This is a genomic window from Rhodococcus sp. NPDC076796, assembly GCF_040702765.1.
Taxonomy (GTDB): Bacteria; Actinomycetota; Actinomycetes; order Mycobacteriales; family Mycobacteriaceae; genus Rhodococcoides.
Window position 1 is genome coordinate 269671 of record NZ_JBFBMS010000001.1, and the last position, 19469, is coordinate 289139.

Below are 19469 nucleotides of genomic sequence, written 5' to 3' on the forward strand. Positions count from 1 at the left end.
AATCGGTCAGCGCGACGCTGGCCAGACCCGAGAGTTGCAGCGCTGCGTCGGGAACGATCGGGGCCGGCCCGGATGGAGAAATGGCTGGCAGAGAATCGGAAGACAACAGCAATGCTCCTACAAGCGATTCGAGGCGACGGCTGCATACGCACAGTCATGGGCGAGTCTATGGGAGCACACCGACAGCCCGGCAGGCGGGAGACGACGACGGGCTACGTCAGAGCTGCATCGAGCATCGCTGCGAGAGCCTCGGCTGCAGCAGCCGAGTCGTACTCCGGGTCGTGCAGGCGTTCGGTGACGATCGCATCGATCCCACCGCCGACGATGATGGCCAGGGTGCGTGAATCGACGCCGGCCGTCCCGCGAGTCCGGACGGATGCGTCGATGATGTCGGCCAGCGGACGCCATCGATCCTCCGGGCTGTGCCCCAGAGCCGAGTTGCCGAGCGCCTCGACCAACATGCGGGTGTGTGTCGGGTGATCACGGAGGTGGCCGACCATCGCACGCACGTACGCCCGGGGACCTTCCCGAGCGTCGACGGCCTCGACCGCGGCTGCCACGTCCTCCACCAGCGCCGCGAGAACGAACCGATACGCGGCGTCGATCACTGCATCCTTGGTTCGGAAGTGATACAGCACAGCAGCTTTGGTGATCCCAGCACTGTCCGCGATGCGTGCGAGCGAAACCTTCGCGTACCCGTGCTGGGCGACCGAGTCGATCGTGACCTCGATCAACTGAGCGCGTCGCGCGCGCTCGACGAAACTCGGTTCTCTCGTTGCCACGATCGCCAGCCTACCGTACGGTTGAATTACTTACCGATCGGTTAGGAGATTCGAGATGGACGTTCCCGCACCGAACAATCGGCGTCGATACCTGAAAATCGCCGCTGGGGCGATGACCGTCGGCGCGCTCGCCCTCGCGTTCGCGCTCCGGACTCCTTCACCGGTCGGCCATTGGAACAGCGCGGCGAGCGAGGACCGCTTTCTCGCCGCCTACGACCGCGCGTTCGAGGATCTGCCCGATCCGGCGGAGACGCTCGACATCAGAACCGACTACGGCGTCGTCCGCGTCTATCGATTCGAGGGCACCGGAACCTCCGCGCACCCTCTGCTCTTGCTGCCGGGCCGTTCCTCGGCCACGCCGGTGTGGGCGGCCAACCTGCCCGGCTTGCTGACGATCGGCGACGTCTACACGGTCGACCTGCTCGGCGAGCCGGGACGCAGCATCCAGGAGCGGCCGATCACCAGCGACGAGGACCAGGCCGTGTGGCTCGATCAGACACTCGACGCTCTGCCGACCGACAAGGTGCATCTCGTCGGACTGTCGATCGGTGGGTGGACCGCAGCGAACCTGGCGCTGCACGACAGCACGCACCTCGCCACGCTCACGCTGATCGACCCGGCCCAGACCTTCGCCGACATTCCCTGGGGCACCGCGATTCGGGCCCTCCCTGCCGCCGTGCCGTGGCTTCCGAAATCCTGGCGAGACAGCTTCAACTCCTACACGGCAGGCGGCGCGGAGGTCGAGGACGTTCCCGTCGCGAACATGATCGAAGCCGGGATGCAGGGCTATTCGCTGAAGCTGCCACAGCCCACGCGCATCACCGACGAGCGACTCGCCACGCTCGACGTGCCCGTCCTGGCGATCATCGCGGGCAGGTCGGTGATGCACGACGCTCAGGAAGCCGTCGCCACGGCAGAGAAGACACTGCCCGACGGGACCGTCCGGCTCTATCCGGACGCCTCACATGCCGTCAACGGTGAGTACCCGGAACGACTGCGCGAGGACATCGCAAGCTTCGTGATGCAGTACCCGTAGTTACGGGCCGAAGCGGATGACTCGACGCGCCGCGAACTCGCGGAAGTAGTCGAGCTTGTTGGCGGGAACCAGAGCCGGGAGAAGGTAGTACCAGAGGCGCTCCATGCGCGACGGCAGTTCCTCGGTGGTGGAGGTGGCGACCGCAACCATGTGCACGCCCGTGAGAATCTCGAGCACGAGAGATCCGATGGTGCGCGAATCGGAGTTGGGGTCGATGTCGCCCTGTGCGATGGCCTTGGCGGCGAGCTTGTCGAACGACTCGCTCCACCCGGCCATGACATTGCCCTCGGTGCCGCGGTAATCGCCGATCTGATGGCTCAGCCGAAGCATGGCCGAGACCATGGGGTCGCTGACCGAAAGGTCGACGACGATGTAGGAGATACCGATCGCCGCTTCGAGCGCCGGGATACGGCCGTCGTTGAACTGCATGCATGCAGTAGTCAGCCGAGTGTTGCCCTCGTCGATGACCGCACGTGCGAGTTCTTCCTTGGAACCGAAATGGAAGTACAGAGCGCCCTTGGTGACCTGGGACTGAGAGATGATTTCGCTGAGGCTCGCATTCGCGTACCCGAGGCGCAGAAATACATTCGCTGCGCCAGCAAGCACGGTGTCGCGAGTAATTTCAGCGCGGGCCTGCCTGACCATGGGATCCGCCTTCGCAATTCTGAACTGCCACTGCGCAAATTACGCCCGAACGGTACCACTGAGTGGCTTTACGTCTCCTGCCAACATGCATCGGTCCGGTTGAGAACCCCGTCGTGAGTGACGGAGGTCTCAGGGCCGACAAAGGGGACGATACCCCCTCTTTGGACCCGAAGAGACGAAACCGAGTTTCATTCCTCGGTCAATCGAGGGTCGGCCTCCAGATTCGTCAGTCCGTTCCAGCACAGGTTGACCACGTGCGCCGCAACCACTTCTTTCGACGGTGTTCGTACGTCGAGCCACCACTGCGCCGTCATCGACACCATTCCGACCAGGGCCTGGGCGTACATCGGCGCGAACTCGGGATCGAGTCCGCGACGCGAGAAGTCCCCGGCCAGCATGTGGCCGACGCGCCCGATGGCCTCGTTGAGCAACGACGAGTACTTGCCGTCCTCGGCAGCCGCTGGGGAATCGCGCACGAGAATGCGGAATCCGTCGGTCCGGTCCTCGATGTAGGTCAACAGTGCAAGTGCGACACGTTCGACGCGAATCCGCGAGCGATTGAGGTCGAGGGACTTGGTGATCATGCCGAGAAGCGTCGACATCTCCCGGTCGACGATGACGGCGTAGAGCCCTTCCTTGCCGCCGAAGTGCTCGTAGACGACCGGCTTGGACACGTTCGCGCGTCCGGCGATCTCCTCGACCGAGGCGGCCTCGTACCCGCGTTCGGCGAACAGCGTGCGGCCCACCTCGATCAACTGCTCACGCCGTTGCGTCCCGGTCATTCGGACCCGAGGTGAGCGTTCCTGCTCGGAGGCTGCGCCTGTCATGGAAAACCGCTCCCGTTACCGACCCTGCATTTCCCGACGCCGGAATCGACGCCTCCTCCACACTAGCGATGTCCGATCCATCCGTTTGTACTCGCCAATCTGCATCGCGGTTCGACTCACCACCACCTCGCGTGCGAGGATCGTTGCGCTCAGTGGGAGCGCAGCGGCAAACGAATGAGTCGTTCGATTCGTCGGCCACTGGTGAAACCGCTGGCCGTTTATCCGCCGTGGTGTAATGGCAGCACCTCTGATTTTGGTTCAGATAGTTCAGGTTCGAGTCCTGGCGGCGGAGCGAGCAACATCATTCACGCATGCCGTCATTCGCGTTACCGCCTGAGGAGCTCAATGCCTGTGCAGACCGCCGTGGTCGTTCTCGCTGCGGGTGCAGGTACCCGAATGCGGTCGAAGACTCCGAAAGTTCTGCATCCCCTGGCCGGACGCACCATGCTCGCGCACGCCCTCCACGCGGCCGCCGACCTGGGCCCCGACCACCTCGTGACCGTCGTCGGACACGATCGTGAACGAGTGACCGAGGCCGTCCAGGACCTTGCGGCCACCTTCGGTCGCACGATTCACACCGCCGTCCAGGATCGCCAGCTCGGCACCGGGCACGCCGTCCAGTGCGGCCTGGCTGCCCTCCCCGACGATTTCGAGGGCACGATCCTCGTCACCGCAGCCGACGTTCCCCTGCTCGACGGCCACACCCTCAAAGCCCTGCTCGACGAGCATCTGAGCGCCCCCCGGCCCGCGGCCGCGACAGTGCTGACCTTTCTCCCCGACGATGCCAACGGCTACGGCCGCATCGTCCGCACCGACGACGGCGAGGTGGCCGAGATCGTCGAGCACGCCGACGCCACCCCCGCTCAGGTGCTGATCGGTGAGGTCAACTCCGGCGTCTACGCATTCGACGCCGTTGCGCTGCGTACCGCTCTGGGCAAACTCAGCACCGCCAACGCTCAGCACGAGCTGTATCTGACCGACGTCGTCAAGATCAGCAAGGCCGACGGCAAAGCCGTCTACGGCACCCAGCTCGCCGATCCCGATCTGGTGGTGGGCGTCAACGACCGCGTCCAGCTGGCGCACGTCACCTCCGTGTTGAACCGGCACATCGTCGAACGACACATGCGGGCCGGCGTCACCGTCGTGGATCCGTCGACCACCTGGATCGACATCGACGTCACCCTCGGCGCGGACGTCCGCCTCGAACCCGGCGTCCAGCTGCACGGCAAGACCCACATCGCCGACGACGCGATCGTGGGGCCCGACTCGACGCTGCGTGACGTCGAGATCGGCGAGCGCGCGTCGGTCGTGCGCACCCACGCCGAGCAGGCCGTGATCGGACCCGATGCCACCGTCGGACCGTTCACCTACCTGCGACCCGGCACAGTGCTGGGCGAGGGCGGCAAACTCGGCGCCTACGTCGAGACCAAGAACGCGACGATCGGCCGTCACACCAAGGTCCCGCACCTCACCTACGTCGGCGATGCCACGATCGGCGACCACAGCAACATCGGTTGCTCCAACGTCTTCGCCAACTACGACGGCGTCAACAAGAGCCGCACGGAAATCGGATCCCACGTACGGACCGGTTCCGACTCGACGTTCGTCGCTCCCGTACATGTGGGCGACGGCGCTTACACCGGTGCAGGAACAGTGGTTCGGGACGATGTTCCTCCCGGCGCGCTGGCCGTCTCCGGTGGCAAGCAACGCAATATCGAAGGCTGGGTCATGAACAACAGGCCCGGAACCGAAGCTGCGAAAGCAGCGGCGCTCGCAGATCGTGATCGGCAAGAACAAAAGGACGGCGAAGAGCAGTGACCACCCCTAATTGGATCGACAACCAGAAGAACCTGATGTTGTTTTCTGGTCGAGCACATCCGGAGTTGGCCGAGCAGGTCGCCAAGGAGCTCGGGATCGACGTCACCCCGCAGACCGCGCGTGACTTCGCCAACGGCGAGATCTTCGTTCGCTTCGAGGAGTCGGTCCGCGGATCGGACGCCTTCGTGCTGCAGTCGCACCCGTTCCCGCTCAACACGTGGCTGATGGAACAGCTCATCATGATCGACGCGCTCAAGCGCGGATCGGCCAAGCGCATCACTGCGATCCTGCCGTTCTACCCGTACGCCCGCCAGGACAAGAAGCACCGGGGCCGCGAGCCCATCTCCGCTCGTCTGGTCGCGGATCTGCTCAAGACCGCCGGTGCCGACCGCATCATCACCGTCGACCTGCACACCGATCAGATCCAGGGCTTCTTCGACGGCCCCGTCGATCACATGCACGCACACAGCCAGCTCGCCGATCACATCCGGGCGACCTACAGCCTCGAGCACATCACCGTCGTCTCCCCCGACTCCGGCCGCGTGCGCGTCGCCGAGAAGTGGGCCGACTCGTTCGACGGCGCACCACTGGCGTTCATCCACAAGACGCGTGACCCGTTGGTGCCCAACCAGGTCAAGTCCAACCGCGTCGTCGGTGACGTCGAAGGCCGCACTTGCATCCTCATCGACGACATGATCGACACCGGCGGCACCATCGCCGGAGCGGTGAAGGTGCTCAAGGAAGCCGGAGCCGGTGACGTCGTCATCGCCGCCACCCACGGCGTTCTGTCCAACCCGGCCGCCGAGCGTCTCGCGAACTGCGGTGCCAAGGAAGTCGTCGTCACCAACACCCTGCCGATCAGCGACGAGAAGCGCTTCGCAACGCTGACCGAGCTCTCGATCGCACCGCTGCTGGCTCGCACCATCCGCGAGGTCTTCGAAAACGGTTCCGTCACCAGCCTTTTCAACGGCAGCGCATAACAGTCAGTCTGTTTCACCCGCCCCGCCCACTCTCCGTCCGCGCCGCATGAACTACGTCACGTCCGTGACCGGAACATGCAGCTCGCGAGACGGGGGTGTGCGGGGCGGGTTTCGTTGTCACCTAAGATGACTCGTCGTGATCGACGCAGACTCTCCCCACGGCCCGGCTGGAACTACTACGGTCAGAATTGCCCGATGGACGCCGGGCGGGTGCGTCTGGTGCGGTAGCACCGACAGCGTCGAGGACTTCCGAAACGAGCCGCGCTGCGGTCTGTGCCGCGAGAAGGAAGCCGTCATCGACGAGGCCAAGCACTTCATCGGAATGTACGGTCTGCGACCCCTGGGCGGCACGCTGGCGTCCGAGGACGAGGAGGAGCGCGAGTACCGCGTCACCGCTCGGGACGCGCGTGAGGTACTCAACCGTATTCGCCTCGAGAAGCTGCCCGATCCGGCCGCCGTCCGCAAAGCGTTGCGTCCCAGGGCCGCTGCTGCGGGGAACGCACCGGCCCCGACGACATCCGGAGCGCCTGCGAAGGCACCGACGAAGAAGTCGCAGGCCGGTGTCACCGGGATCGACGCGATCGAACTGCAGTCCCGTGTGCAGAAGTTGCTCGGCCAGCTCACCTCCGTCGACGAGCAAATCAGCGCGCTCGACGGCGTGCAGGGCCTGCCGGCACGTGCTCGCATGAAGGATCTCGAACGGCAGCGCACCACCGTCCTGTCGACTCTGGCCGCGCTCGAGAAGGCTCGTCGCCGCACCAACTGATCCACGTAGTCTGATCGAGTGCTGCGCAAGCGTTCGATCTCACGGCAGGTGCTCGATGTCACCTACGCCGTCGTCTTCGTTCTGCTTCTGCTGCCGTCCACGCTGAACGGTCCTTACGGTTCCGCCGGCGTGGGTGTCCTGATCGGGTTCGGCGTCGCACTGGCAGTTCGTCGCCGGTCGCCACGATGGTCGTTGGCTCTCGCCTGGCTGCTCGCCGTCGTACAGATGGTCGGCGGGGTGCTCCCTCTGTCGGCGGACACCGCAATCTTCGCGATTCTGTACTGCTCGGCCGCGTACGGCGACAGCGTCGTTCGACGCTTCGGGCTCGCGTCGGCCGTCGGCGGCGGAGTGATCGCGGCGCTGTACCTGGCGTACGTGGACGGCAATCCGTTCGGCCCGCCGACGGAAGAGGGCTACCAGGAACCCCGACTCGCGCAGTTCGCCCTACTCCTCGCCGGCCTGTGGGCGATGCTCGGGTTGTCCTGGGCACTGGGCCGCCTCGCCTACGCCCGGCGCACCGCCATCGAATCCGCACACGCGCGCGAGCTCGCCGAGGTACATCAGGCACGCGCCGAACACGAAGTGGCAATCGAGCAGGAGCGCAACAGAATTGCTCGCGACATGCACGACATCGTGGCGCATTCGCTCGCCGTGGTGATCGCGCAAGCCGACGGTGCCCGCTACGTGCGCGCCGTCGATCCCGCTGCCGTCGACACTGCGCTGACGACCATCTCCGACACCGCGCGCGAGGCACTCTCCGACGTTCGGGTGTTGCTCGGACAGCTTCGGCACAGTCAGGGCGATCTGCCGAACCCGACACCCGACGATCTCGAGCGCCTGTTCGACCAAGTGCGCGCGACCGGACTGACCATCGACTCCTCGATCGACACCACATCGGTGTCGTTGGGTGCCGGTGCGCACCTGGCGCTCTACCGGATTGCGCAGGAATCGCTGACCAATGCCCTACGTCACGGCGATCCCGACAAGCCCGTCACCGTCACCATCGAATCCGACTCCGCCGGCATCGAACTGACGGTGCGCAACAGTGTGTCCTCGGTGCGTTCGACATCGGAATCGGGCGGCCACGGAATCGCCGGCATGAAGGAACGCGCCAGCCTCACCGGTGGCATGTGCACCGCGTCCGGCGACGGCTCGTCGTGGACCGTGACTGCCTGGCTTCCTGCTGCCGGCTCGTCCACGAAGGGAATCAACTGATGGCCGATCGAATCAAGGTGGCTCTGGTCGACGATCAGCAGCTGTTCCGAGCGGGCATTCGCATGCTCATCTCCTCGCAGCCCGATCTGGAGTTCGTCGGCGAGGCGGGCAACGGCAAGGAAGCCGTGGAGCTCGCCGCGTCGGCAGGGCCCGACGTGATGCTCATGGACGTCCGGATGCCGGTGCTCGACGGTATCGCCGCGACCGAGCAGATCGTGGCCGCGTCCGATACTCCACCGCGGATTCTGGTGCTCACGACATTCGATCTCGACGAGAGCGCGGCGCGAGCGATTCGTTCGGGAGCGAGTGGATTCGTGCTCAAGGACGCCGACCCGGAATTTCTGCTCGCGGCGATCCGGACGGTTCATGCGGGCAACTCGGTGATTGCCGCGTCGGCGACGACGGGGCTGCTGGCGCACTTCACGCCGACGCCGGTGGTGCCGAAGGTCCCTGCCGAGTTCGCCACCCTCACCGCACGGGAGAAGGAGCTCTTCCGGCTCACCGCGCGGGGCTTGAGCAACTCGGAGATTGCGGCCATCGAGTTCTTGAGCGAGGCAACCGTGAAGACGCACATCAGTCGCATCTTCGCCAAGCTTGCGCTGCGAGATCGGGTGCAGCTGGTGGTCTATGCATTCGAGCACGGACTCACCGGAGACTGACACCGAAGTCATCCTGTAGATGTACGAGGCGAAGACTCGCGCCTGATTACTCCGATCCGCCGAATTCATAGCGTTGTGGGCATGACGATCACAGCAGGCCCCGTTGCCCGGGCATTTCAGGTCAGCAAACATTTCGGCGACTCGTCCAATCCGGTGAGCGCCCTCGACAACGTCTCTCTCGACATTCACGGCGGCCAGTTCACCGCCATCATGGGACCGTCCGGCTCCGGCAAATCGACCCTGATGCATGTGATGGCCGGACTGGACAACGCCAGCTCCGGGCATCTGATGCTGGCCGGTGCCGACATCACAGCGGCCAACGACGACGCACTGACAACGCTGCGCCGCACGCAGGTCGGCTTCATCTTCCAGTCGTTCAATCTTGTTCCCACCCTCGATGTTCGGGGCAACATACTGCTGCCGTTCGAGCTCGACGGCCGCGCACCCACCGCCGAGGAGGCGGCATGGATAGAGCAGCTGATCGACACTCTGGGATTGCAGGGACGGGTGAACCACCGCCCGCATCAGCTCTCGGGTGGGCAGCAGCAGCGTGTCGCGATCGCCCGGGCACTGGGTACGCGGCCGCATCTCATCTTTGCCGACGAACCCACCGGCAACCTCGATTCTCGCACCGGCCGTGAGGTTCTCGGCCTACTCGCCGCAGCGGTGCGCGAGTACGGCCAGTCGATCGTGATGGTTACGCACGACCCCATTGCGGCCAGCTACGCCGATCGCATCGTCTTCCTCGCCGACGGGCGCATCGTCAACGAACTGGGTCGTTCGACGGCAGAACAGATTTCGAGTTACATGCTGGGAATGGAGAGCGTCCGATGAGTGCGTTGACTTCTGCTCAGGCGTCGAAGGAGCACGGTGCCAGCATTCTGGTGACCTCGTTGGCGTCGTTCTTCGGTGTGGTGTTGATTCAGGCGACGGCGTTCCTGGTCGATATTTTCTGCGGCGGGGAGGGCGGTGCTGCCATCACTGCCTTGTACAGCGTGGCCCTGGTGTTCATCGGTCTCGCACTGTATGTCGCGGCGGTGGTCACCTCGAACACGTTCGCGACGATCGTCGCCGGACGCACCCGCACCATTGCCCTTCTTCGACTACTGGGTGCCCGGGCGCGTGACCTACGACGATCGGTGGCCAGGGAAGGCTTCCTCGTCGGATTGTTCGGTGGTGCAGTCGGTTCGGTTCTCGGAATCGGCGCCAGTCACCTCGCGCGGGCGGTCGCGGTCTCGGCCGGTCAACTGCCGGATGTGGCGTACACGACCGTTCAACCGCTGGTGATCCTGCCGGTCGTCATCGTGGTGTTGACGACGACCCTCGCGTCGTACGTCGGGTCTCGAAAGGTGTTGGACGTGACGCCTGTTCAGGCGACGGGAGGCGCAGTGGACACGGGCGTGGAGGCTCCGCGGTCGCGTCGTGTCAGGACGGTGCTGTCGATCGTGCTGATCGCAGGCGGAGTGGCGCTCCTCGGGCTCGGGATCCTGATCGGGATGGTGAACCCGACCGGCGTTCTGGTCGCGTTCCTCGGCGGTGTCGCATCGTTCACCGGCATCATGGTCGGTGCCTATCGAATTCTGCCCGCGACGCTGAGGATGGTCGGGAGACTGTTCGGCCGCGGACCTGCGGCGAGATTGGCCTCGGCCAACGCAATTCGCTATCCGGATCGCAGTACCCGCACCGCGGTGGGATTGCTGATCGGGGTCACGTTGGTGACCACGTTCGCCGTCGCGATGTACAGCTACCGGTCGATGCTCGTCAACGAGTACGACGAAGCCTCCGTCGACCAAGTACTCACCGTGACGGTGGGAATCATGACCGGACTGATCGGGTTCTCGGCTGTGATCGCGGCGGTCGGGATGGTGAACAACCTCCTGCTGAGCATTCTGCAGCGCACCCGAGAGATCGGCCTGTTGCGGGCACTCGGATTCACCCGCAAGCAGATTCGGGCGATGATCGTCTCGGAGAGCAGCCAGATGGTGGTCGCGTCGATGGGCTTCGGTCTGATTCTCGGCATCGGATACGGCTGGGCCGCAGCACAATCACTGCTCGGCTCACTGGATTCTCGCGGGCTCACTGCCCCCACTCTTCCGTGGGCTGTGATCGCCGGAACCGTGCTGTGCGGCGGACTCCTCGCGCTTGGTGCCTCACTGACTCCGGCACGACGAGCGAATCAAATTTCGCCAGTGGTCGCGTTGGCGGATGCCTGATCGCGAGGTCGGTAGTGCTCCGCAATGTCGAGAGCACGGCGATACAGACCATCGCGTAACGACTGCGGTGCAAGCACTTCCGCATCCGTCCCGAGTTGCCACAGTGCCCACTCCGCATGCCGCGCATCCTGGAACGTAAGTTCCAAGTGCAACCGACCGTCACCGTCGAGTTTCTCGTCGGTGACGGTCAACGCTGTGTCTGCGAGTTCTTCCCGGCGTGCCGGATGTATGCACGCCGACACTGTCGTCCGCGCGTCTCCGTTCCTGAATCGGGTGCTGCGCTCGTGCCACAACCGATCGAGACTGACGTTGTCCGAGCGTTGCGCCGGGTCGGAAAGCACCACTGCCTCAGCCACCCTCGAAAGGCGGTAGGTGCGGTCTTCGCCGTCTCGGGTGGCGAGAAGATAACCGCGGTGACGTACCGTGACCAGTCCGACCGGATCCACGACGCGCCACTGTTCGTCTCCGCCCACCGGCGCGTAGAGAATCCGCAGCTTCCTGCCGTCGAGCACAGCTCTGCGCACGGGGTCCATGACAGCGGTGGGAATCTGCTCGGCGGCGGTGCGTCGAGACAGGAGATCCGCCTCGGGCTCGATGAGGAGCCGCCGAGCAGCAGTACGCGCGGTGTCGTGATGTCCATCCGGCAACGCGTCCATCACCTTTCGAAGCGCCGACGCGACGGCGGACCCGAGGCCGAGCGCATGGTCTCCTCCGCTCGATCCGACGGCGGCCAACAGTGCCAGGGCCTCGTCGTGGTTGAGGCCAGGAAACTCGGCTCTGAAGCCGGGCAGCAGCGCGAATCCTCCCAGTCGTCCCCGTTCGGCGTAGACGGGCACGCCCGCCGTCGAGAGAGCGTCGATGTCGCGGAGCACGGTGCGGGTCGACACTTCCAGTTCGGCGGCGAGGGCGTCGGCCGTCATTCGGCCGCGCTGGCGCAACAGAAGCACCAGCGAGACCAACCTGTCCGCACGCATGCGAAGACGGTATCGAAATACACGACAGAGGGTGTCGTGTATTGCTGTCACTCTTGCTTCGTACCGAACGGCAAACGAACGAGACGGAGACGAAATATGGAAAGAACTGCAGTCGACCCGGTGAACTGGTCAGTCGGTCTGGGCTTTCACCAGGGCGAACTGGTCACCGGACACACCAGGACTCTCTACTGCTCCGGGCAGACCGCCACGAACAGCGACGGCGCGCCCGTGCACGAGGGAGACATGGAAGCGCAGCTGAGGCTGAGTCTCGACAATCTGGCCGCAGTACTGGCGGGGGCCGAGATGTCGCTTTCGAACGTGGTGAGGCTGGGCGTGTACACCACCGACGTCGACCTCCTGTTCCAGCACTACGGCGTACTCATGGCGAGACTGGGAGCAGCAGGAGTTGCACCGGCCACCACGATGCTGGAAGTGACCCGGTTGGCAGTTCCTGGTCAGATGATCGAAATCGACGCCATCGCCGTGGGTTGACGACGTGGATGCTGTGTCTGGATCAGCAGACGCAACTCTTGACTGGGGAGCCCAAGACTTAATACCCTCGCTAATGAAAGACCGTGTGGTCCGGTTGTGCGACCAACTTCGCTATCGGTTCGATGAGCGGCAGCGGGCTGAGCAGCACACAATTGCTCGAGCATCGACCTGAAGATTGGGATGGGGAAATGAAGAGCGTCCGGACTCCGCTGGGGTTGACCCTACCGTCAGGGGTGTATGCAGCAGTAGTGTCGCTGGCCATCACCTCGGGTTCCGCGTTGACGATGGCAAGACTCGACCTGCCTTGGTGGGCATGGGTTATTCAGTTCTTCGTCCTGCTCGGTGTCACCTTCACCGTCACCGAAAACAGCGCCACCCCAGCGGGCGAGGGGGTTTTCACTGTTACCAACGCGCGAACGCTCGCCCTGGCAGGCGGTGGCCTGGTGCTCTTCGTCGCCCTGCTCGTAATTCTTCTCGTTCTTCGGTCAGAATGAGACGGTCACGGCCGACGTCGAAATCGGTCGAGCGTTGGCATCGAACACCCCCGCAATGGCGCCGATGATGCCCACTCTGTAAGGCCGAGTGGGTCGCTACTCGCCCTTCCGAGCAAGAATGAGCGCAAATCGGGAATCGGCGTCGGACCACAGATGCTCGACGCCGAATCCCGCTGCCGCCAGTTCTTCGGTGATGCCGTCCGGTCGGAACTTCGCCGAGATCTCGGTGCGGAGTTCTTCGCCTGCCTCGAAATGCACGTGCAGATCGAGGTCGGCGAGGTACACCTCCTGCGACGATGTGGCCCGCAGTCGCATCTCGATCCACTCCTGCTCGGCATTCCACAGCGCGACATGCTCGAACGCATCGGGATCGAAGTTGCCACCCAGGCGAGAGTTGATCACCGACAACACGTTTCGATTGAACTTCGCAGTCACCCCGGCAGCGTCGTCGTACGCCGGAACGAGCACGTCCGGGTCGATGACCAAACCGACACCGAGCAACAGATACTCGCCCGGATCGAGCGCGTCGGCTACTGCTTTCAAAAATTCCTCGCGCTCCTCGGGAATGAGGTTGCCCAGGGTACCGCCGAGAAATGCGATCGTCCGGCCGTCGCCGCCCGGCAGATTGTGCAGAGTGTCGGTGAAATCGCTGACGATGCCGTGCACCTCGAGCGCGGGGAATTCCTGCGCGATCTGGCCGATGGCACCTTCGAGCGCCGAGATGGATACATCCTGTGGCACATATGTTTTCAGTGATCCGTGCTTGACTCCGGCGGAGAGCAGCAGCTTCGTCTTCTCCGACGAGCCCGAACCGAGCTCGATCAACATGGCGGATTCGGTTGTCTCCGCGATGTCCAGAGCATGCTCCTCGAGGAGGGCGCGCTCGGTCCGCGTCGGGTAGTACTCGGGCAGAGCGGTGATCTGCTCGAACAGCTCGCTGCCCAGAGCGTCGTAGAAGTATTTGGGCGAGAGCCACTTCGAGTCGGCAGTGAGACCGTCCCGCACGTCCTTGCGCAACTCGTCGAGCAATGCTGTGTCGGCCAGATGTACGTCCACTGTGCTCATGACGCTCCTTTACGATTCCAGGCTGGAAATGGTGAGATCGGTTGTCGTGGCGACGACCATGCGTCGGTCGTCGATGGAAATCCAGTCGGGTCGATCGTCGAGGGGTTCTGAGGCGATCGTCACCGAATCCTCGGTCCGCAGAACCGAAAGCGAATGATGCACCGCCGTGGCGTACATGCTCTCGCCGTCCGACAGCAGAAAATTCAGGCGAGCCTTGGGCGAGGTGGCGAGGACCCTACGGACCAGCACGCACAGTGCCGTCTCGGGATCGTGGGTGCGCAACAGGTTCCGCAGTACGACCCACAGGCCGGCGGCATCGGTGGGCGCGGGCAACGCGAGCGCGTCGATCGGCGGTACCTCCGACCATAATTCGACCATCGACTGCGGCCAGCCGAACACCACACCGTTGTGACTGAACGCCCATCGGTCGTCGGTGAACGGGGCGCAGGCACTGCGTTCCACCGGCATGCCGACAGTTGCCGATCGCACTGCCGCGATCACCGATGTCGAGCGCACCTGCGGCAGAACATCGTCCACCGCCGGGTCGGTCCAGATGGGCATCGGATTGCGGTAGCTGCGCACCGAACCGTCCTGCCACCATGCGACGCCGAAGCCGTCGGCGTTGATGGTCCCTCCACCGCGCATGTCGTTCGGTGCGAAGGACTGGGTGCGCAGAGAATGATCACCCTGCGTCAGCAGCGATCCGACAGAGGTGGCTGCGCCCAGATACCCCAGATGACGGCACATTCAGCTGGGCTCGACGTCGCGGGCCAACCGGAATCCGCTGAAGATCTGGCGGCGGATCGGGTGGTCCCAGTTGCGGAACGTGCCTCGACACGCCACCTCGTCGGTGCCGAACGAACCGCCGCGCAACACTTTGTAGTCGCCGCGGAGGAACACCTCGGAGTATTCGGCGTAGGGGAAGGCCTCGAACCCGGGGTACGGCTCGAAATCCGAGGAGGTCCACTCCCACACGTCACCGATCAGGTGATGCACACCGGCCGAGGAGGCACCGTCGGGATACGCGCCCACGTCCGCCGGTTCGAGGTGCCGCTGATTCAGATTGGCATGTGCGGCAGTGGGTTCGGCGTCGCCCCACGGGTACGCGTTGCTGGTGCGAGTGTCGGCGTCGAAGCGCGCGGCCTTCTCCCACTCGGCCTCCGTCGGCAGACGCTTGCCTGCCCAGCGGGCGTAGGCGTCGGCCTCGAACCAGCACACGTGCACCACGGGCTGATGCGGGCGCACCGGCTTACTCGCGCCGAAGCTGCGGCGCCACCAGGTGCCATCGGAGTCGGACTCCCAGAACTGCGGTGCGGTCAGGTTCGCGTCGACGCGATGCTGCCACCCCTTCTCGGTCCACAGTTCACGGCGTTCGTAACCGCCGTCGGCCATGAAGTCCATGAACTGCGCGTTGGTGATCGGGGCTCGGTCTATGGCGAAGGTGGGCACGTGCACGGCATGAGCCGGTCGCTCGTTGTCCAGTGCCCACGGGTCGAGCGAGGTCCCCATCGAGAACGGGCCACCCGCAATGACGGCCTCACCCGACACCGGTACCACCGAGGCCGGCGGAGCAGGAGCCGTCAGAACCGCAGGCCCCGAACGCAATTGATGAGTGGCGAGCATGGTCTCGTCGTGCTGCTGCTCGTGCTGGGCGATCATGCCGAACGCGAAACCGTGCTTCTCCACCGGCCTACCCTCGAAAGTGCTGCGGTCGAGCACATCCCAGGCCTTGTCGCGGACGGTCTGGACGTAGACGCGCGCCTCGTCCGGAGTGAGCAGCGGAAGCGACGTACGTGAAGAACGCGAGTGCTTGAACGCGTCGTACAGCTCGTCGATGTCGGGACGGACGGGGTCACGGCCACCGACGTCGCGCACGAGCCAGAGTTCTTCCTGGCTACCGATGTGTGCGAGATCCCAGACCAGCGGACTCATCAACGGCGAATGCTGCGCCATCAGTTCGGTCTCGTCCACGCAGTCGGTGAGTGCTGCGCTGCGGGCACGACTGCGAGTGAGGACCGTTTCGATCCTGCTCCTGAGTTGTTCGGCGCTCACACCGATTCCTTTCGAGTCTGAAATTCCCGTGTCGCCGCGTCGAACTCACTGGGGGGCTCACCCGCACTGCACCGGCGAGATGCCGCCGACAGATGCTCGGAGTACTCGCCACCGACCTCCGCGGCGAGGTCGAGCAATTCGGTTGCGGCCGTGCGTAGGTCACCATCTGCCAGCCCGACGCGGGCCGCGTCGAGCCACCGTCCGGCCGTCCCGCCGCCGATCTCGGTGGCGCGGGCCACCACGTCCGGCGTGGACAGCAGCGCCTCGAAGGCCGCCGCCGGAGTCACCCACTGACCGTCCGGCTGCGCGTCGAGGTACCGAATCTCGAGGTGCCCGCAGGCACGCACCTGGGGGAACAGGGTGGTCAGGTGATAGTCGAGATCACTGGAGGTCGGCGCTCGTCCGACGAGGTCGGGATCGTCCAACCACTGAGCAAACGTGGTGCCCGCAGGCGCTTCCCAGTTCTGGGTGACGCCTTGGATGCAGAGCAGTGGAACGTCGAGTGCCCAGCGCGCGTAGTCGGCAATCGGGTCGCCGGTGTTCGGAACCGCAGTTCTACTGGAATCGGTTCTGCTGGAATCGAGTTCGAGCCAGGTGCGCATCCGCTGCGATGCCCAGTTTCCCGCAGGCGCACCGGCGAGCTCAGGAGAGCGCGCGAACGCGGCCACGAAGGCAGGGCCGATGACGTGGAGCATGTGCCAGCGCGCGGCGACCTCGGCGTGGTCACGTCCCGCGTCGACGCTCACCTGAGCCGCAGCGGTGTTGCACATCATCAACTTCCCGAAGGGGCCGATGGTGGTGAACCGATTCTCCATCGCGCAGTACCGCGGTAGGACGAGGAGGCGTTCGGGTGCCCGAGCGGTATCGGCCGGAACGGATGCGATGTCGATGCCGGCATTGCCGAGAATGTCCCGCAGCAGCCGCGCATCGGCGTCGAGCATCGGTGCGAGTTGGGAAACGGATACATAAGGCGAACTGGACAATTCGACCTGACCGCCGGGTTCGACGGTGACGATGCTGCCGCCCGGCAATGTCAGGGCGGGTGATTCGGGATCGATACTGCGCGGGGAGTGAACACCGAGCGCAGAGGCCAGAGCAGAGAGGGTCGGGCGGGTTCCGTCGTCGAGAGCGGTGAGCCACTCGAGTTCGGCACCGATGAGAGCCGGTGGCCCCAGTTTGAAACACACCTTCGACACGTATGCCTCTGCTGCCGGGCGCGAGCTCAGCCCGAGAGACTTCTCGTTGGACGACACTCATTCCTTCTTTCCGCACTCAACACGTTCTTCGCTACCGAACGTACCCAGCTGCGAGGATCGAAAACGCCGCGATCCCTCGTCTTGTCGAGGCTACCGATTGTGGAACTCTGGTGCCCGAGACTTCGCTACCGAAAGGACGACCGATGCTCGATCACGACCGCATTCGACGCGACACCCCCGGTGCGTCGGGCCGCGTGTTTCTCGACAGCGCCGGATCCTCGTTGCCGCCGACCGTCGTCCTCGATACCGCGATCGCGCACCTGCGCCGGGAAGCAGAAATCGGTGGCTACCGGGCCGCGAACGAACGACTCGATGACCTCGCCGCGGTCAAGACCTCGATCGGAACCTTGATCGGAGCCCCGGCGTCGACCATCGCACTGAGCGATTCTGCGACACGAGCCTGGACCGACTTCTTCTACTCCGTGCCACTCTCCCCTGGTGATCGAATCCTGCTGTGCGAGGCCGAATACGCCAGCAATGCCATCTCCGCCCTCCACCGCGCCGAGGTCACCGGCGCGACCGTCGAGATCGTGCCCAGCGACGAGTCGGGACGCATCGACGCGGACGCACTGGAATCGATGCTCGACGAGCGGGTGAAACTGGTCTCGGTGGTACACGCCCCCACCAACGGCGGTTTGATCAATCCCGCCCGCGCCGTCGCCGAGCTCGCCCACCGCCACGGCGCACTGGTCCTGCTCGACGCCTGCCAATCCATCGGGCAGCTGCGCGTCGACGTCGAGGAACTGGGAGTCGATGCCCTCTCGGCCACCGGCCGCAAATGGCTTCGCGGACCCCGCGGAACCGGCTTCCTCTACGTGCGTCCCGGATTGGCGTCGACGCTGCATCCACCGGCCCTGGACCTGCACAGCGCCCAATGGGTCGAACGAGAAACGTATCGAATGGCCGACGATGCCACGCGCTTCGAGTTCTGGGAATGCGACGTCGCGGCCAGGCTCGCGCTCGGGGCGGCCGTCGACTATCTACTCGAGCTCGGCATCGACCGCGTCGAAGAGGCCGTTGTCGAACGTGCCGAATACCTGCGGGCCGGGCTCGGAGAAATCCCGGGAGTGACAGTGCAGGACCTCGGCGATCGCAGGAGCGGCATCGTGTCCTTCACCGTCGACGGTGAAGATCCCGTGGCCGTGCGTGACCGACTCGCCGACAGCTCGGTGACGGTGACCGTCAGCCACCGCAGCTCGACGCGGTTGGACATGACGGGCCGGGGGCTCGACGCCGTCGTCCGTGCTTCTCCGCACTACTTCGTCACGTTCGCCGAGCTGGACACAATGCTCGCTGCGCTCGCACGTGAGTGACACTTCGTAGCAGGGGTCGAAGTTCCACTCACATAGGCAGCGACCCCAATCGCCGAGACCACCAGCCCGCCGAGTCCGAGCCACGTGATCTCGTCGCCGAACATCACGAATGCCCACAGCATCGTCGTCGGCGGTGTGAGGTAGAGCAGCACGCTGGCGCGGGTGGGACCGTTGCGACGCACCACGAACAGGTACGCGCCGTATGCCCCGAAGGTGGAGAGCATGACAATCCAGGCCACCGCCGCCCAGAATCCCGTCGTCATGGGTGGTGCGGCGTCTCCGGCCAGCGCACTCCACGCCATGAATCCGGCTGCGCTGATGGAACATTGGATTGCCATCGCCAGGGCGATCGGCTCCTTCGGTGCCAGAATGCGTTGACCGATCGTGCCCACCGACAGCGCCAGCATTCCCGCGGCCGGTAACAGGTAGACCGGCCAGGCGAGATCGGCACCGGACAGGTCTCCGACCACCACCAGCGAGACGCCCGCAATCCCGACGACGAGTCCCAGGGTTTGCCGTCCTCCGACGCGTTCGCCGAAGATCCTGCTCGACGCCATCGCGACCACCAGCGGCTGCAGCGCGGCGATCAACGCGGCGACACCGGGTGGCACGCCCATCCCGATTCCGGTGATGGTGGCACCGAGGTAGAGGAACTGACAGAACAGGCCGAGGACTACGTGGATTCGGATGGCATGCCAGGTGGGGGTGAGCTTCCGATACCGGCACCAGGCGACGAGCAGAGCCACGGCAGCCAGGTAGCGCCAGGCCAGAAGCGTGTGGGCAGGGGCTTCGGCGGTTCCGAGTTCGGCTCCGATGAATCCCGAACTCCACAGCACCACCAGCGCTGTACCTGCGATGGCGTCGACATTCGCTTTCATGCAG

At 64.7% G+C, this 19469-nt stretch carries 20 protein-coding genes and 1 tRNA gene; 12 read left to right on the forward strand and 9 right to left on the reverse strand.

Annotated features, from left to right (window positions below; all coding sequences use genetic code 11):
• Positions 1 to 212: 212 nt before the first annotated feature.
• Complete coding sequence (locus AB0366_RS01255) at positions 213 to 782, reverse strand: TetR/AcrR family transcriptional regulator (RefSeq protein ID WP_366242404.1); 570 nt, start codon at positions 780 to 782, stop codon at positions 213 to 215.
• Positions 783 to 837: 55 nt separating this feature from the next.
• Here AB0366_RS01255 and AB0366_RS01260 point away from each other — a divergent pair, with 55 nt between their 5' ends.
• Positions 838 to 1818: an alpha/beta hydrolase gene (locus tag AB0366_RS01260; RefSeq protein WP_366242405.1), complete on the forward strand. Its 981-nt coding sequence runs from the start codon at positions 838 to 840 to the stop codon at positions 1816 to 1818.
• On the opposite strand, the gene AB0366_RS01265 is transcribed toward AB0366_RS01260, so the two are convergent.
• Positions 1819 to 2463, reverse strand: a complete 645-nt coding sequence (locus tag AB0366_RS01265) for a ScbR family autoregulator-binding transcription factor (RefSeq protein WP_094613865.1) — start codon at positions 2461 to 2463, stop codon at positions 1819 to 1821.
• A 188-nt stretch (positions 2464 to 2651) separates the two neighbouring features.
• Entirely contained in the window at positions 2652 to 3290 is a 639-nt protein-coding gene (locus tag AB0366_RS01270) for a TetR/AcrR family transcriptional regulator (RefSeq protein WP_094613864.1), read from the reverse strand.
• Between the two features lie 221 nt (positions 3291 to 3511).
• Between AB0366_RS01270 and AB0366_RS01275 the strand changes: the two genes are divergently transcribed.
• The 8 genes from AB0366_RS01275 to AB0366_RS01310 all read left to right on the forward strand — a co-directional run bounded on the left by AB0366_RS01275 (position 3512) and on the right by AB0366_RS01310 (position 10941).
• A tRNA-Gln gene (locus AB0366_RS01275) sits at positions 3512 to 3582 on the forward strand.
• A gap of 53 nt (positions 3583 to 3635) precedes the next feature.
• A complete protein-coding gene (glmU, locus tag AB0366_RS01280; RefSeq protein ID WP_366242406.1) occupies positions 3636 to 5108 on the forward strand; it encodes a bifunctional UDP-N-acetylglucosamine diphosphorylase/glucosamine-1-phosphate N-acetyltransferase GlmU in 1473 nt (490 codons plus the stop codon).
• Entirely contained in the window at positions 5105 to 6088 is a 984-nt protein-coding gene (locus AB0366_RS01285) for a ribose-phosphate diphosphokinase (protein ID WP_032395699.1), read from the forward strand. The genes glmU and AB0366_RS01285 overlap by 4 nt, the downstream gene beginning before the upstream one ends.
• Before the next feature lie 136 nt (positions 6089 to 6224).
• Positions 6225 to 6854 (forward strand): hypothetical protein, encoded by a 630-nt coding sequence (locus tag AB0366_RS01290; protein WP_366242407.1) that lies wholly within the window; start codon positions 6225 to 6227, stop codon positions 6852 to 6854.
• A gap of 18 nt (positions 6855 to 6872) precedes the next feature.
• Complete coding sequence (locus tag AB0366_RS01295) at positions 6873 to 8069, forward strand: sensor histidine kinase (RefSeq protein WP_366242408.1); 1197 nt, start codon at positions 6873 to 6875, stop codon at positions 8067 to 8069.
• On the forward strand, positions 8069 to 8728 hold the full coding sequence (locus AB0366_RS01300) for a response regulator transcription factor (RefSeq protein ID WP_121870613.1): 660 nt from the start codon (positions 8069 to 8071) through the stop codon (positions 8726 to 8728). The genes AB0366_RS01295 and AB0366_RS01300 overlap by 1 nt, the downstream gene beginning before the upstream one ends.
• An 81-nt stretch (positions 8729 to 8809) precedes the next feature.
• Complete coding sequence (locus tag AB0366_RS01305; RefSeq protein ID WP_128646098.1) at positions 8810 to 9562, forward strand: ABC transporter ATP-binding protein; 753 nt, start codon at positions 8810 to 8812, stop codon at positions 9560 to 9562.
• The gene (locus AB0366_RS01310; RefSeq protein ID WP_366242409.1) at positions 9559 to 10941 is read left to right on the forward strand and encodes an FtsX-like permease family protein; all 1383 of its coding nucleotides are present in this window, start codon (positions 9559 to 9561) and stop codon (positions 10939 to 10941) included. Before AB0366_RS01305 ends, AB0366_RS01310 begins: the two co-directional genes overlap by 4 nt.
• On the opposite strand, the gene AB0366_RS01315 is transcribed toward AB0366_RS01310, so the two are convergent.
• On the reverse strand, positions 10905 to 11915 hold the full coding sequence (locus tag AB0366_RS01315; RefSeq protein WP_366242410.1) for a WYL domain-containing protein: 1011 nt from the start codon (positions 11913 to 11915) through the stop codon (positions 10905 to 10907). The genes AB0366_RS01310 and AB0366_RS01315 overlap by 37 nt on opposite strands.
• A 96-nt stretch (positions 11916 to 12011) precedes the next feature.
• Here AB0366_RS01315 and AB0366_RS01320 point away from each other — a divergent pair, with 96 nt between their 5' ends.
• Both AB0366_RS01320 and AB0366_RS01325 read left to right on the forward strand, forming a co-directional pair.
• On the forward strand, positions 12012 to 12407 hold the full coding sequence (locus tag AB0366_RS01320; RefSeq protein WP_347874039.1) for a RidA family protein: 396 nt from the start codon (positions 12012 to 12014) through the stop codon (positions 12405 to 12407).
• Between the two features lie 233 nt (positions 12408 to 12640).
• Positions 12641 to 12901 carry a hypothetical protein gene (locus tag AB0366_RS01325; RefSeq protein WP_366242411.1) on the forward strand — a complete coding sequence of 87 codons (261 nt, stop codon included), beginning with the start codon at positions 12641 to 12643 and terminating at the stop codon, positions 12899 to 12901.
• A gap of 96 nt (positions 12902 to 12997) precedes the next feature.
• Here the strand turns inward: AB0366_RS01325 and egtD are convergent, their stop codons facing one another.
• From egtD to egtA, 4 genes are read right to left on the reverse strand one after another with little or no spacing between them, the layout of a single operon-like run.
• Positions 12998 to 13966, reverse strand: a complete 969-nt coding sequence (egtD, locus tag AB0366_RS01330; RefSeq protein WP_366242412.1) for an L-histidine N(alpha)-methyltransferase — start codon at positions 13964 to 13966, stop codon at positions 12998 to 13000.
• A 9-nt stretch (positions 13967 to 13975) separates the two neighbouring features.
• Complete coding sequence (egtC, locus tag AB0366_RS01335; RefSeq protein WP_366242413.1) at positions 13976 to 14713, reverse strand: ergothioneine biosynthesis protein EgtC; 738 nt, start codon at positions 14711 to 14713, stop codon at positions 13976 to 13978.
• Positions 14714 to 16018, reverse strand: a complete 1305-nt coding sequence (egtB, locus tag AB0366_RS01340; protein WP_366242414.1) for an ergothioneine biosynthesis protein EgtB — start codon at positions 16016 to 16018, stop codon at positions 14714 to 14716.
• Complete coding sequence (gene egtA, locus AB0366_RS01345) at positions 16015 to 17271, reverse strand: ergothioneine biosynthesis glutamate--cysteine ligase EgtA (protein ID WP_366242415.1); 1257 nt, start codon at positions 17269 to 17271, stop codon at positions 16015 to 16017. The genes egtB and egtA overlap by 4 nt, the downstream gene beginning before the upstream one ends.
• Positions 17272 to 17417: 146 nt before the next feature.
• Between egtA and AB0366_RS01350 the strand changes: the two genes are divergently transcribed.
• Positions 17418 to 18587 (forward strand): aminotransferase class V-fold PLP-dependent enzyme, encoded by a 1170-nt coding sequence (locus AB0366_RS01350; protein WP_366242416.1) that lies wholly within the window; start codon positions 17418 to 17420, stop codon positions 18585 to 18587.
• Here the strand turns inward: AB0366_RS01350 and AB0366_RS01355 are convergent.
• Positions 18530 to 19465 (reverse strand): DMT family transporter, encoded by a 936-nt coding sequence (locus tag AB0366_RS01355; protein ID WP_366242417.1) that lies wholly within the window; start codon positions 19463 to 19465, stop codon positions 18530 to 18532. The genes AB0366_RS01350 and AB0366_RS01355 overlap by 58 nt on opposite strands.
• Between the last annotated feature and the right edge of the window lie 4 nt (positions 19466 to 19469).